The organism is Arthrobacter sp. Soil763, assembly GCF_001428365.1.
Classification (GTDB): Bacteria; Actinomycetota; Actinomycetes; order Actinomycetales; family Micrococcaceae; genus Arthrobacter.
Genome location: NZ_LMSH01000002.1, coordinates 876,467 through 889,140, shown reverse-complemented (window position 1 = coordinate 889,140; position 12,674 = coordinate 876,467). Strand labels below are relative to the sequence as shown.

The 12,674-nt window shown below is 60.7% G+C and carries 9 protein-coding genes and 1 pseudogene; 6 read left to right on the top strand and 4 right to left on the bottom strand.

What is annotated here, in order from left to right; genetic code table 11:
• Positions 1 to 19: 19 nt before the first annotated feature.
• From ASG71_RS16335 to ASG71_RS17190, 3 genes and pseudogenes are all read left to right on the top strand, one after another.
• Positions 20 to 266, top strand: a pseudogene (locus tag ASG71_RS16335) (LGFP repeat-containing protein); the annotation flags it as partial.
• 1 nt (position 267) lies between these two features.
• Positions 268 to 582 (top strand): LGFP repeat-containing protein (locus ASG71_RS07665; protein WP_414826652.1); only part of this gene is annotated, 315 nt, incomplete at its 5' end.
• Positions 583 to 968: 386 nt separating this feature from the next.
• Positions 969 to 2,108 carry a glycosyltransferase gene (locus tag ASG71_RS17190; protein WP_082574939.1) on the top strand — a complete coding sequence of 380 codons (1,140 nt, stop codon included), beginning with the start codon at positions 969 to 971 and terminating at the stop codon, positions 2,106 to 2,108.
• 825 nt (positions 2,109 to 2,933) lie between these two features.
• On the opposite strand, the gene ASG71_RS07660 is transcribed toward ASG71_RS17190, so the two are convergent.
• A complete protein-coding gene (locus ASG71_RS07660) occupies positions 2,934 to 4,094 on the bottom strand; it encodes a hypothetical protein (protein ID WP_056738049.1) in 1,161 nt (386 codons plus the stop codon).
• 528 nt (positions 4,095 to 4,622) lie between these two features.
• Positions 4,623 to 5,996 carry a lipopolysaccharide biosynthesis protein gene (locus tag ASG71_RS16590; protein ID WP_162254045.1) on the bottom strand — a complete coding sequence of 458 codons (1,374 nt, stop codon included), beginning with the start codon at positions 5,994 to 5,996 and terminating at the stop codon, positions 4,623 to 4,625.
• A gap of 212 nt (positions 5,997 to 6,208) precedes the next feature.
• Between ASG71_RS16590 and ASG71_RS17185 the strand changes: the two genes are divergently transcribed.
• Positions 6,209 to 7,375, top strand: coding sequence for a glycosyltransferase family 2 protein (locus ASG71_RS17185; protein WP_082574938.1), 1,167 nt, complete (start codon positions 6,209 to 6,211; stop codon positions 7,373 to 7,375).
• A gap of 619 nt (positions 7,376 to 7,994) precedes the next feature.
• On the opposite strand, the gene ASG71_RS16320 is transcribed toward ASG71_RS17185, so the two are convergent.
• Both ASG71_RS16320 and ASG71_RS16315 read right to left on the bottom strand, forming a co-directional pair.
• Entirely contained in the window at positions 7,995 to 8,345 is a 351-nt protein-coding gene (locus tag ASG71_RS16320) for a DUF2304 domain-containing protein (RefSeq protein ID WP_082574937.1), read from the bottom strand.
• Positions 8,346 to 8,349: 4 nt separating this feature from the next.
• On the bottom strand, positions 8,350 to 8,988 hold the full coding sequence (locus ASG71_RS16315) for a glycosyltransferase family 2 protein (RefSeq protein ID WP_082574936.1): 639 nt from the start codon (positions 8,986 to 8,988) through the stop codon (positions 8,350 to 8,352).
• Positions 8,989 to 9,448: 460 nt separating this feature from the next.
• On the opposite strand from ASG71_RS16315, the gene ASG71_RS07650 reads away from it, so the two are divergent.
• Both ASG71_RS07650 and wecB read left to right on the top strand, forming a co-directional pair.
• Positions 9,449 to 11,452, top strand: coding sequence for a DUF6541 family protein (locus tag ASG71_RS07650; protein ID WP_056738047.1), 2,004 nt, complete (start codon positions 9,449 to 9,451; stop codon positions 11,450 to 11,452).
• A gap of 82 nt (positions 11,453 to 11,534) precedes the next feature.
• Complete coding sequence (gene wecB / locus ASG71_RS07645; RefSeq protein WP_056738046.1) at positions 11,535 to 12,611, top strand: non-hydrolyzing UDP-N-acetylglucosamine 2-epimerase; 1,077 nt, start codon at positions 11,535 to 11,537, stop codon at positions 12,609 to 12,611.
• Positions 12,612 to 12,674: the final 63 nt, after the last annotated feature.

Genomic DNA, 12,674 nt, shown 5'->3' with positions numbered 1-12,674 from the left:
CCGCGCAACATGGGCCAGCTTGGGCTACGAAAACGGCAAACTCGGCTACCCCACCGGCAACGAGATCTGCGGCCTCAAAAACGGCGGCTGCTACCAATCATTCCGGGGCGGGACAATCCACTACGCCCCCGGCATCGGCGCCTACGCCACCTGGGGCGGCATYCGCGCAACATGGGCCAGCTTGGGCTACGAAAACGGCAAACTCGGCTACCCCACCGGCAACGAGATCTGCGGCCTCAAAAACGGCGGCTGCTACCAATCATTCCNCGCGCAACATGGGCCAGCTTGGGCTACGAAAACGGCAAACTCGGCTACCCCACCGGCAACGAGATCTGCGGCCTCAAAAACGGCGGCTGCTACCAATCATTCCAGGGCGGGACCATCCACTGGTCCCCCGCCACCGGTTCCTACGCCACGTGGGGCGCCATCCGAACCGCTTGGGGCGCCCTAGGCTACGAAAACGGCAAACTCGGCTACCCCACCGGCAGCGAGGTCTGCGGCCTCGAAAACGGCGGCTGTTACCAGACGTTCCAGGGCGGCACCGTCCACTGGTCTCCCACCGCCGGCGCCCGGGCGATCTGATGCGGAAACCGCACCACCGGGTCCTCCTTCGGCTCCGAACTGTCAACGACGGTCGCCTCGTCATCAACGAACTCTGCCGCTATGAGGATGTCAGCTATGGCCAAGTGATCACGCTCACCAGAAGCCGAGGAGACGCCAGGAACGGTACTCACCGACGCAACCCCAATCGTCTGCGTCTCTATGGACTCCACGGATCTTGAGATACGCGTTGAATTTCGCCGCAGACGACGGTGCCTTCGGTCCCGCTGGGGAGGTTGGTGCCCTGTTACAATCGATGGGCGGCCGACAATGCGGTCCACGCCGCTGGGAGTCCAGCGGGGGTGTCACGCATAGACTTGGGACAAAGGCTGACCCCCTGCGACACAAATTCAGAGGTGCTTGTACGCATGAAGCTTATTGGAAACGCCTTGCGTGTGGCTATCACAAAAGGTACTTTGCGGATTCCTCCAACGTACTACGCCTTGTCGCACGCGGAGTTCCTCCGGGATTCGCATCATTTCGAGTGTTTCGTTATGGCCGGGGAAATCACGGATCCAACAATCACGACACCGGTGCACCAATATGTCCCCCTGCCCTCACTAGGATTTAGACGCCGGCAGTTGGCGATGCCTGCATTCATGCCTGCAATGGCTGCGGGAATTCTCCATTTTCGACCTCACGTCATTCACCAGCACACCTCATTATGGTCCGTCCCAGCGGTAGCCGCCTCCCGGATCGCCGGGACGCCCCTACTCACGACTTTGCATGGGGCCGACGTATTTGTCTACGGCAAGAAGCCTATGTCGCTGATGCAGCGGTGGCATCACACCAACGCTCGAATGGTAAACCAGAGCAGCAACCGTCTCTTGGCCGTCAGCAAGTTTCTTGCCGGGGCTGCCATATCGGCTGGCTATCCAGCATCCAAAATGGAAGTTCATTATCAGGGAATTGACACCGACTTCTTTGTGCCACTTGATGTTGCTAAGCAACCGGATGAGCTTCCAACCGTACTATTCGTAGGAAGCTTCGCCCAGCATAAAGGCGTCCTAGACTTGGCTCGCGCCTCCAAGGATTTGCTTAAGTCCGTGCACCACCGCCTGGTCTTCGTTGGCGACGGGCCCCAGCGAAGCCAACTGGAATCTTCCCTAGAAAACCACCCCAGCGCGGAGATTGTGGGTCCCTCAGGGCGGCATTCTGTCAGGGCGCGCATGCAGGCAGCTAGTGTGGTCGTAGTGCCAAGCAAAACGCATGAAGGTCGGCGGGAGGCAGCCGGCCTTGTGTCCCTAGAAGCCCAGGCTTGCGGCACCCCGGTTGTGGCATACGACAGTGGCGGCATCAGCGAGATGCTGCGAAGCGACGATACAGGCGCTCTCGTTCGCGAGGGCGACACGAGGGCGTTAGCTGATTCGATCGCCCAAATACTCACAATGCCCCGGGCTGAATACCTTGGTATGCGGCACCGAGCGCGCGACTTCGTCGTAGAATCCCGAAGCTTAGCTGTCAGTTGTACTGAACTTGATCTCCACTACCGAGACTTGGCCAACTAGGGGCGCTTTGGCATCGCGCCCGCAGTGATCACAAGCTTGCAGAACTCCCGGCGGAGGCCCTGGGACCTTCCAGTCTTTAGAGACACCGCCCGCTTTACCCCGCATAGGGCCTGCCGCCTGGGCGGATAGGCGGCCGAGTCTGGTGTCTGACTATTTTGTCGGGAGACCTGACCGGCCGGAGGGGATTAGCCCGTCGTCGACGAACTGGCACCCTCCCGAGGCGAGTACCGGGAGGCGATACCCTTGTACGAACCCCGGCTGGCGGGCTCACTTTGCCACTGTTCGCCGACGCCCGTCCGCACCCACGAGCCGCTTGGGCGCGCAGGTGTCTCCCGGCGTCCGCTTCAGCCCCGTCTGAACCGGCTGGATAACGGCTACATAGTGCGTTGGACCCACGCCGCACCTCGTGCCTATCCGATCGTTCCTCCGAGTCTTTCGCGCGCCTGTCCCCGCAGAGACAGCTAAGCGATCAACTCGGTGCGCAAGCCCTCAGATTCCGTCGCGTTTCTTCCACGGCGAGTGGAACTACCGAGACAATTGCGAGCACTACGACGCAGAGAGTCTTTCAGTGGCCCGTCTCGCTTGCCGGTCCCTGAGTCTCACTCGGCGATCCTTAAGACGAACGTACTCGTCCCGCCTCGTTGCGCCCCATCGCCTGGACGACGCGCTCTCAAATCCACCACCAGCTACCGGAAGCCCTGCCGAGTGCGAGTAAGAACACCGTGGGTTGCTTGTGGGCGTCGGGTGCTCGCGATACTACGTTCTCCCGCCAACCTCGCGCCCGTCCCTGGGACAGGGACATCCAGTCAAGCCCAACCATCTCTGTTAGGACTTTGCGGTCGGCAACAGTCTGCTCAGGATCTCCCGTTCCACGTCCTCGTCCTGCTTCGAGCTAAGGGCATGCGCTGCTGCGTGGGAATTGGCTTTCAGTTGTCTTATGTCGTCCCCAGTCAACGCACGAATTGCGTCGGCCAGCGCCGCCGAGGTGAAATCACGTGCAATAGTGCCGAGTTTGAATTCGTTGATGATGCTTGAAGTTTCAGGGGAGGGGCCGAAGACGACCCCCAGTCGCGCCTGAACGAAGTCAAAAAACTTGTTCGGCAGCATCAGCCGCTGATTAAGCGTTCGTGGCGGCAGCGTATATATCCCGAGGTCGTATGCGTTCAATGTTGAAGAGAGTTCTTGTGGTGGCACAGCGTCGTGGAAGAATATCTGATCCGACCTTGCGGAAAGATCTTTCAATTGCTTCCAATACCTTCCGCCGTCGCGCGCCTCTATTAGATACAGGTCGAGACTATAACCAGGACCAAGGTCGAGAACCGCCTCGATTATGCCTTCAAGGTTCCTGCCAGGTACAGCCGCTCCGGAATGGACCAGCCGTATGCAGGATCCGTTCAGAGGACTCGGCTGGAGGTCCTGATACGCGCCGGCATTTCGAACGACAACCGCGTCACACCCGTATCTATCGGCGTAGAGCTTTGCAATCGAACCGTTTACGGCGCTTATAGCGGTGGTTTTCGGAATGTACTCCTTACAGATGTGCTCCATCAGTGGCTTAACCAGCAGGCGCCAGGAGGTAACTTGAGTACGCTCTTCAGGCGCCCATTCGTGCATGTCTCCCCAAATGGGGGCTCCCTGTGGGTGCTTTCCGGCGATTCTATGGGCTAGCGGGAGGGCACGAGCCTCATTTGCCACTATGAGGTCAAAGGTTTTACCCCTGACCAGCTGCAGAGCTCGCCGCACCGCCGGCGCGCTCATGGACGAGTATTTGTGGAGTCGAAGAGCCAAAGCGGCGACGCCAACTGGTGTCTGCGGGAGGGACGGAAGAGAGCTGTCTATTTCCAGATGCTCCACAGCAGTCGCCGGCTTATCGCCGTAGGAAAGCGTGGTTACGTCACCGAACTCGGCCAACACGTTCAGCTGTCGAAGAACACGGGAATCAGCGTTGACATCGGAGAAGGAAATACAAAGGATTCTGGGTCTCATCGGCTGCCTCATTGTTTTCGTGTCGGCACGCGCAGCCGGACGGCTCAGGCTGCTGTGGGTCCTTGTGTCGGCGGTTTCTACACGTTGAGAGCCGCGCACTGCCCACTAGTTTAGTGCAATCGGAGCGACCTGGATGACTAGTCCACTGGAGTTATGCTCCAACGTGCCTCGAAAATAGAATCGTTTCCTCGCCATCGCGGCGCGCCAGCTCGTTCGACAAGAGTCCCCAATTGGAGGATCGCTCGCTGGGCGCGAGCATCCCTCATTGCATGTCCCCCGCCCATTGAAAGGCGCGCGTACGGCTCTGACACGTCGAGCTGCCGCCACAGTCTCACGGCCCAGCTATCTGACATGAGTCGCTGGGCGGAAGCTTCGTTCCACGGATCTACGGAGACCTAGCGCTTGTCCGTCGCCCGGACCCCTTCCTAGACGCCGGCATCGGCACACAAAGAACCCGCCGGCGACTCGGTGCCGCCATTTACGAATTAGGGCCTAGCCGGATGGGTCCGCCCGCAGGTGCGCATCCGATCATGGTCTCTTCCTCCGGACGAGCCGAAGAGCCTTAATATCCTTGTAACAAATTACGCTCCAAATCAGGGCGAAGCCGCAGCTGTAGAGCGGGCCTGTCCACATCGGAACCGAACTCGCCTGGGTGACAAGAATTCCCAGCACGAGAACGGTCATGCCCAGGAGACTACGCAGCGTGAGTCCCGCCCAGCGTTGGCCGTCAAGCCGCCAGCATTTCCACATCGCAAGAGATGCCGTCAACATCGTGGAAACGAGGTATCCGACGGCGATGCCCGTTACTCCCAGTGTCGGTGAAAGTAACACCCAGAGGGCCGCGGACAGGATTAGGCCTCCTGCTGCGGTTGCCGACACAAAGCGCGCGCCCGCGATCCCCATTGAATTAAGCCTATTGACGCAGGCAACGGGGAGCGTTGTGAACATGACGGCAATAAGGAGAAGTGGAAGCAGCTTTTGGGCTGGTCCATATTGCCCGCCGTAAAGGATGTTCAGGATTAGAGGACTGGCCAAGGACAGCGCCCCAAACACGGGGATCATCGTCACGACGAGACCTCTGGTGACCAGGTCGGTCTGTCTCCGTATGGAATTATTATCTCCCCGGCCGCCCGCTTCCGCCATCGCGGGAAAGAGAATCTGGCTCAGCGTCCGAGCGAGCATCGTTGCTGGAGTGGCTAAGCTCAACGCAGCGGCATACATGCCTGCGTCTACCTGACTGCCGATCATATGCGCACTGATCATCGAAAGCTGAAGCAGCCCGGTGCTCGACAACGTTCCCAGGACGCCGTACGCAACAAACCTATTCATATCTGAAACGAGGGACCGATCGACCGCGACTGCGGCCCGGCGGGGCCAGCAGACAAGACCGTAGATCCCATAAGACAGCGCCAGAGGAACCAGCAAAACGGCGTTCCAGCCCAAAAACAACACGAGTACCAGGGCCAGGATGGAGAAGGCTGAACTTGCCACATCCCACAGCGCTGCTCTGGCAATTTGCCCGGCACCGTACTGAACGCCCCGAGCAAAAGACCAAACGGAATATCCCAGAAGCAGAAGTCCTGCGCTCAGAGCAGTTCCGAGATCTGTATGGAGAGTCCACAGACATATTCCGACCGACCCGAGGATCAGAAGTGCAGAACTCGCCAACATTCGGCTGCCAAGGTAGTTTGCGACCGCTTGAGCTTGGTCGGGCCGTCCAGCACCGCGCATCTGCGCCACGTATCGAGTCGCCCCTTGACCTGCGGATGTCGGCCATAACAGGCTCAGGAGCAAAGCAACAGAAATGGCTGCATTAGCGGTCCCCAGGGCGGCCACGCCGACGAACCGGCCGATCAGGAGGCTGTATAGGAACCTGACGAGGCCCTGCGAAACACTTCCCATCAATCCCAAGCCCCAGCGTGCTGAGAAACTGCGAGAACTCGTCAAACTGACGTCGGTCGTTCTGTAGAATGCCTGCAAAACCCTAAACCGCCCTTCAGCTGATCGATCCCACCGGAAGCACGACCCGGGGCTGGCCACTAAGGCCGGGAACAAGTCTACTGGTCGAAGCGGTGAACCCCTGTCCGCGTCGCTGTCCGGTCGTGCAACGTAGAATGAATCGTGTGAATGCCGAGTTCTCAATCTCCCCAAGGTCCCTTCCGAGCGTGGCGCGGAATGCGGGACCATCTCGTCTCGACATCGATGTCGTCATAGCCGTCCACTCCACCCAGAGACCAATCGTTCGGGCCGTGGCGTCGTGCTACGACGGGCTCGCCAAACAAGCGTTGCGGGTCACCATCGTTTGTCACAACATGCCGAGTGACGAGATTCGCGCCACCGTCACCGCCGCCGGTTATGACTCGGTCCGGTTTGTAGAGCTGAATGACGGAATCAACTCGCCGGCTGGGCCGAAGAATCACGGCATGGCCCTGGCAGATGCCCGCTATGTGGGCCTCCTAGATTCAGATGATTTCTACGAGCCCGGAGCGCTCGCCCACTGGCATACCGTACTCACCGAGAACGACGCAGATGCCGTCGTGGCCCCGGTGAAGCACCTGTCCGGTGAGTTGATCCGCACTCCTCGTGCGAGAATCGGTCGAACTCACAACTTGCACGGAGTTAAGGATCGTCTTGCCTACGCGACTGCTCCTCGAGGACTTTGGCGCACGGACTTTCTCCGATCCATCGGCTACCAATACACCGAGGGCTTGAGGACAGGGGAAGACCTGGCCCCGGGACTTAAGCTGTACTTTTCAGGAGCTCGGACCGAGTTCCCGCTGGCTGGACCAAAGTACGTACTCGGGGACGATGCGGAGGACCGCGTAACGGCGGAGTCCTTGCCCCTGAAGCAAGACTTTGAGGCTATTTCAAGGCTCGACCAAGCATGGCTTGAGCAACTTTCCGACTCCGCCCGCCAATCCATAGCAATAAAACTTGCACGGGTAAATCTTCTGGGTGCCGTTCTAAGACGCGGTAGCTCGTGGCCTTGGCAAGAGGAAGACCTCTGCGCCTTGGAGGACTTAGCGCGCCAACTGGCTAGGTTGCACCCCAACTACGAACGTCCACTCTCCATCTCTGAGTCACAGCTACTGGCAGCCACTAGCCAGGCGGCTTCCAATCCCGGTGCCTTCCGCTCGGCAATAGAGAGTTACCGGGCAGCTACTCCCGCTGAACGTCTTCTCACTCGGGACATATGGAGTACCGTTCACCCTGAGAGCACGGCCCGCCATTTAGCGCGCCTCCTGGCCGCAGGCTGGAGGCCCGCTACAACCGGTAACTGATTTGCCTGCTCTTGGATGGATCGGCCGTTGAAACGATGTTGCTCTACGAAATCCCGGGGACGGATCAGTGGCCGATCCGTTGAGTTATTCCATCGTCCCGGTTTCGCCAACCAAGGGCTTCTGCCGCAGACGCCGCCCTACAAAGGCGGCGGGCCGTATCCCAAGCGAACAAGCAGCCCTTGGCCGCCAGTCGCCCAGCGCGGAGCGACGCCGGACCTGCGGCGGAAAAATCTTTCCGCAACCTTGCCAGGGCCCACGGCTGAGCACCGGCACCCTTGCGTGGACCCACGCCCTGCCCTTAACGTCCCGACCTCTACTTCAGTGGTCGCAGCGTCATCGCCGACGGGCTCAGTCTTGCGCGCCTGGCTGAACGGCAACCCGATGGCAGTTCGCCGCTCAGACGCCGACCTAACACGGAGTGTCCAGCCGGGTTTTTTGGTCAGACCATTGGGACGTGGTCCGGAGGACGGACGCACGCTCCGTTGACCAGTCGGCCTCTTTGAGGTCTGGATGGTGTCCAGATTCCAGGAATTTCGCAGGCATCTGGCGCGGCCACAGGCTCGACCAGGCGCACCAGCACCTGCCGCAGCCCCCTCTCTGCACACGGCCGGCGGGCGCCCTACTTGGGGGATTCCCAGGGACGGGGCGCCTCGTCCAGAGCGATACGTCGCGAGAGCTTTGTCATCACCGTTTCGCTATGACGAAATCGTTGATACGTCGTCGACATAAAAACAAGAAAGCTAACAATGAGGGCGTAAAGGACTAGGTCCGTCCCTCGTCCAACCCCAAAAAAACGTGCCACCCGAGATAGGCCCTCGGGAAAGAAAATTGATCCTGCGGCTACGACAGCGAAAATAAGTAGCATCAGGCGTCGTATCGCCAGATGATTTGCATTGGATCCACCCCGCATTAGGACAGCGGAGACGAGCACGACGGCGGTGACCAAAAGGATTTGTACGATAATAAGCACTTATTTACCTAAACAGTAACTCGGCCAAAATATTTACCCCGTTAAGGAGTGACTGACCCTTGGCCTTGGAATAATCCGTATAAACGATTTCAACTGGATGCTCGACCCAGCGTGTTTTCATCTTGGCGATCTGGTGAATGAGTTCAGATGCGTGCGCCATGCGGTTCTGTGTCAGGTGAATTTTTGATGCGGCGACCGCGCTAAAAACTCTCAGGCCGTTGTGTGCGTCGCTTAGCTCCATGCCGGTGGCCAACTTGGACTGAACAGCTGCGGTCCGAAGGACCAGGGACTTGAGGCGGGAAATTTGTGTGCGACCGTCGAGGAAACGCGAACCGAGAACGATTTCAGCCTCGCCCGATAGTACTCGGGCTACCATGGCTTCTGCGTCCGCAACGCGGTGCTGCCCGTCAGCATCGAAGGTGACGACGCAGTCAAGCTCCGGATCCTGAAGTGCGTACTCGATTCCGGTCTGAAGACCGGCACCCTGCCCTAGATTGACTGGATGTTGAACAACAACAGCCCCCGCCCTGCGGGCCGCCTCCTGGGACCCATCGGAGCTTCCATCGTCCACGCAGACGACATGCGGGAAAATAGGTAGGAGCCCTTCAATTACTGAGCCGACCACTGTCGCCTCATTGTACATCGGAATAACAACCCAAGTTCGACTCACTCGTCCAGTATCCCATATGGCTACGCCCTAATTAGCCCCGGGCGTCGGCTGGGTGCGACATGGCCGAGGCACGCCATAGAAGGGGCGCCATCGGGGACCTACTCCGACGGGACCTTGCCCGCCACGCGCAGCGGGCTACGGTTGACCGAGTTTGCAGCAGGAAGACTGTAACTACCAGATACTCTCCGGCCCACTTGCGACGGCCGCCGTTGGTAGAGGCCTGCGCCGCCTATGAGGCGCCGGTGGGCTGGGGGTCACTTCCGGGTTGATGTCGTGCCTATGCTTCCAAGGACGCCGCGCTCATACGGCGACCTGTTCCGCACGGGGGGAGCCTTAACGACGGCTTGGCACAGTCGTCAGCCTCAGGCGCGCGGACGCCGCGCAAACGGGGCTTGCTAGACTCGAGTGGATAATTCAGAGGGCAGGAGCATAAATGAACTGGTGGATGGCGCTTCCCGCTATCGCCGTGGCCGCACTCTTACTGTTTCTACCCGGGCTGGTGCTTGCGCGGTCGCTGGGGGCCAAAGGCTTCGCGGCCGCCGCGATGGCACCGTTGGCGTCCTGCGGCCTAATCGGGTTGGCCGGCGTAATCGGGGGCCTGCTCCGGGTCGGCTGGGGACTCCAGAGCTACTTGCTTGTCACAGCAGTCTCCATGGTAAGTGCGGTGCTGTTTAGGCGGCTCGTCAAGGCCCGCCCGACGCCGGTTGATCGGGCCTCGGCTACGCCCGGCGTTCAGTGGGCTGCGGTGCTGGGCGGGCTCGTTGCCGGTTCAGCCCTCATCAGTACCCGGCTGTTACCGGCCATCGGCGCTCCTGGAAACTTCGCGCAGGTCTACGACAACATTTTCCACCTCAACGCAATCCGGTACATCCTGGAAACCGGCAACGCATCGTCGCTAACCTTGGGGCGGATGCTCAACCCGGATGCTGGAATAGCCATCTATCCGTCCGTGTGGCATTCGCTGGCTGCCCTCGTTGCGCAATTGACCCACAACGACGTTTTTGTCAGCCAGAACGCCGTCGCGGTGGCCGTGAGCGCCCTGCTGTGGCCCTTCAGCTGCATCATGTTGGTCCGGGGTATCGTCGGCCCCCGGGTACTGCCGCTTGTGGTGACAGGTGTACTGAGCGGCGGCTTCTGGATTTTTCCCTTCCAATTACTCCAGTGGGGGCCGCTGTACCCCAACACCCTTTCTTACAGCCTGCTGCCCCTAGCGATACTCGTCCTTGTCGGGTTGTTCAACGTTGGACGCGAACGGTTCATGGATAACGCAGGCCTCTGGTCCTTTCTGCCGATCGCCGTCGCCGCGCTATTCCTCTCCCAGCCCAACGGTGCCACCTCGCTGATGGCGTTTTCCGTTCCGCTCATCGCGGGAGCTTGGTTCTCCCAGTTGCGCGCACGGATCCGTTCGAAGTCAGGTATCAAGTCCATCGCGCTCGTAGTTCTCTGGGGCCTCGCGGCGGCGGCGACGTTCCTCGTTCTCTGGCAAGCCCTACTACTCCGATATGACGACTGGAAACCAAGCCGCACCCTATCTGAAGCCGTGGGCGACGTCGCCAGCGGCACACTCCTGGGCGGCGGCGAGACAGTTGTAGCCACCGTAGCGGCCCTACTGGGCGTCGTCACTATCCTCTGGCGGCGCAAGGGCGGCTGGATCATCGCCTGCGCCCTGATCGCAGCCTCTCTATACATTGTTTCCGTATACATGTACCAAGGCCGCTTCCGGCACTTCACCACCGGCAGCTGGTATCAAGATCCGTACCGTCTCGCCGCCCTAGTGCCGTTGTTCATGATCGTCCTGGCTGGGGTAGGAGCTGACGGGCTGGTTTCAGCCGTCAGGAGCTGGCGCAGGCGCCTGACGAAGAACTTCCGAGGTCGGCAACTGAGGCTGCCTGAGTTCCGCGGCTCCGCGAGCCTGTACGCGGTTGTGGCGGCCACGTTAGTCGCGGTTGCTTTGGCCAACGTGGTGGCCCGCGTTCACGGGCCCGGCTTGGCTGCCGTTTCAACCAAAATCAAGAAGTCCTATTCCTTCTCTCCGGGCTGGGTGGTCTCCAACGACGAGAGAACCCTGATGTCCCGACTAGACTCAACGGTCCCCCAAGATGCAGTGATCGGAGTCAACCCCTTCAATGGCGGAGCCCTTGCGTACGCCATTTCGGGCCGCCACGTCACTCAGTACCATCTGACGCCGAGACCCAGTCCCGGGCTCCGGGAGATCGCCAACAGCATCACAACCACCCATCCTGGGTCGGAGACTTGCGGCCTCGCGTCAAAGAACAATGTTCGCTACATCCTCGACTTCGGCGACTTCTATATGCTCAAGGTTCCGGCGGCACGGGCCTATCCGGCGTTTGTAAATGTGCCCTCAACTCCCGGAGCGAAGGTTCAACTAGTCGACCAACAGGGCGCGGCCAAGCTTTATAAAATCGACGCCTGCTGAGCCTGACGGCCTGATCCGGGGCACCCCGTGGGCGGCATCACAGCCACCGGCGCCGCGGGCGTTGATCGCCTAAGCTGGGACCATGCGTATTCTCAGCGTCGTTGGCGCACGACCCCAGTTCGTAAAACTAGCCCCGATTGCCACGGCCCTTGCCGGCCGGGCGGAGCACCTGATCGCCCACACGGGCCAGCACTATGACGAGCTCATGAGTGATGTCTTCTTCCGCGACCTGGGGATCCCCGCCCCGGACTTCAACCTGGGCGTTGGCTCAGGCAAGCACGGCGCCCAGACCGGCGCCATGCTCGGGGGCATCGAGGAGATCCTCGAGGAAGCCAAACCCGACTGCGTGCTGGTCTACGGCGACACAAACTCGACCCTGGCCGCCGCCATCGCCGCGGTGAAGCTGCACATCCCGCTGGCCCACCTTGAGGCAGGCCTGCGGTCCTTCAACCGCCGCATGCCTGAGGAGCACAACCGGGTCCTGACCGATCACGCCGCAGACCTTCTCCTGGCCCCTACCCAGGTTGCCGTCGACCACCTGGCCACCGAGGGCCTCGCCGCCAAGACGGTCCTTGTGGGTGACGTCATGACCGACGTCCTGTACCAGGTCCGGGACCTGCTGGCGAGCCGGAACGAAGCCCTCCCCCTGGGCGTGTCACCGCAGGGCTACTACGTCAGCACGATCCACAGGCCGGACAACACGGACTCACCGGTCCGGCTCAAGGCGATCGTCGACTCGCTGGCGTCGCTGGACCGTCCCGTGCTGCTGCTGGCCCATCCGCGCCTGGTGAGCTTCGCGGAGAAGCACAGCCTGGCCCTGGAACAGGGCAGCATCCGGGTATGCCCGCCGCTGGCCTACCCCCAGCTGGTCAACGCCGTCACCAACAGCGCCGGCGTGGTCACGGATTCGGGCGGGCTGCAGAAGGAAGCCTTCCTGCTGCGGGTGCCCTGCACCACGATCCGCCCTGAGACCGAATGGGTCGAGACGCTCGAGTCGCAGTGGAACGTGCTGGTCAGTGAAGACCTGTCGGTCCTGGCCGATACCGTCAAGCGCCCGGCCCCGGAGCCGACGGATGCAGCCCCCTACGGCGACGGCCACGCGGCGGAAAAGATCGTGGACGCGCTGCTGGAGTTCCATGCCAAGGCCGCCACGGCCTAAGTCGCCGGAGCCTGAAAGGCCCCAAAGAAGGGCGGGAACGGATCTGCATCCGTTCCCGCCCTT

Coding starts and splice junctions, on each gene's coding strand:
- ASG71_RS16590 (WP_162254045.1), bottom strand. CDS start 5,996: ATGGGAAGTGTTTCGCAGGGCCTCGTCAGGTTCCTATACAGCCTCCTG.
- ASG71_RS17185 (WP_082574938.1), top strand. CDS start 6,209: ATGAATCGTGTGAATGCCGAGTTCTCAATCTCCCCAAGGTCCCTTCCG.
- ASG71_RS17190 (WP_082574939.1), top strand. CDS start 969: ATGAAGCTTATTGGAAACGCCTTGCGTGTGGCTATCACAAAAGGTACT.
- ASG71_RS07660 (WP_056738049.1), bottom strand. CDS start 4,094: ATGAGACCCAGAATCCTTTGTATTTCCTTCTCCGATGTCAACGCTGAT.
- ASG71_RS16315 (WP_082574936.1), bottom strand. CDS start 8,988: ATGTACAATGAGGCGACAGTGGTCGGCTCAGTAATTGAAGGGCTCCTA.
- ASG71_RS07650 (WP_056738047.1), top strand. CDS start 9,449: ATGAACTGGTGGATGGCGCTTCCCGCTATCGCCGTGGCCGCACTCTTA.
- wecB (WP_056738046.1), top strand. CDS start 11,535: ATGCGTATTCTCAGCGTCGTTGGCGCACGACCCCAGTTCGTAAAACTA.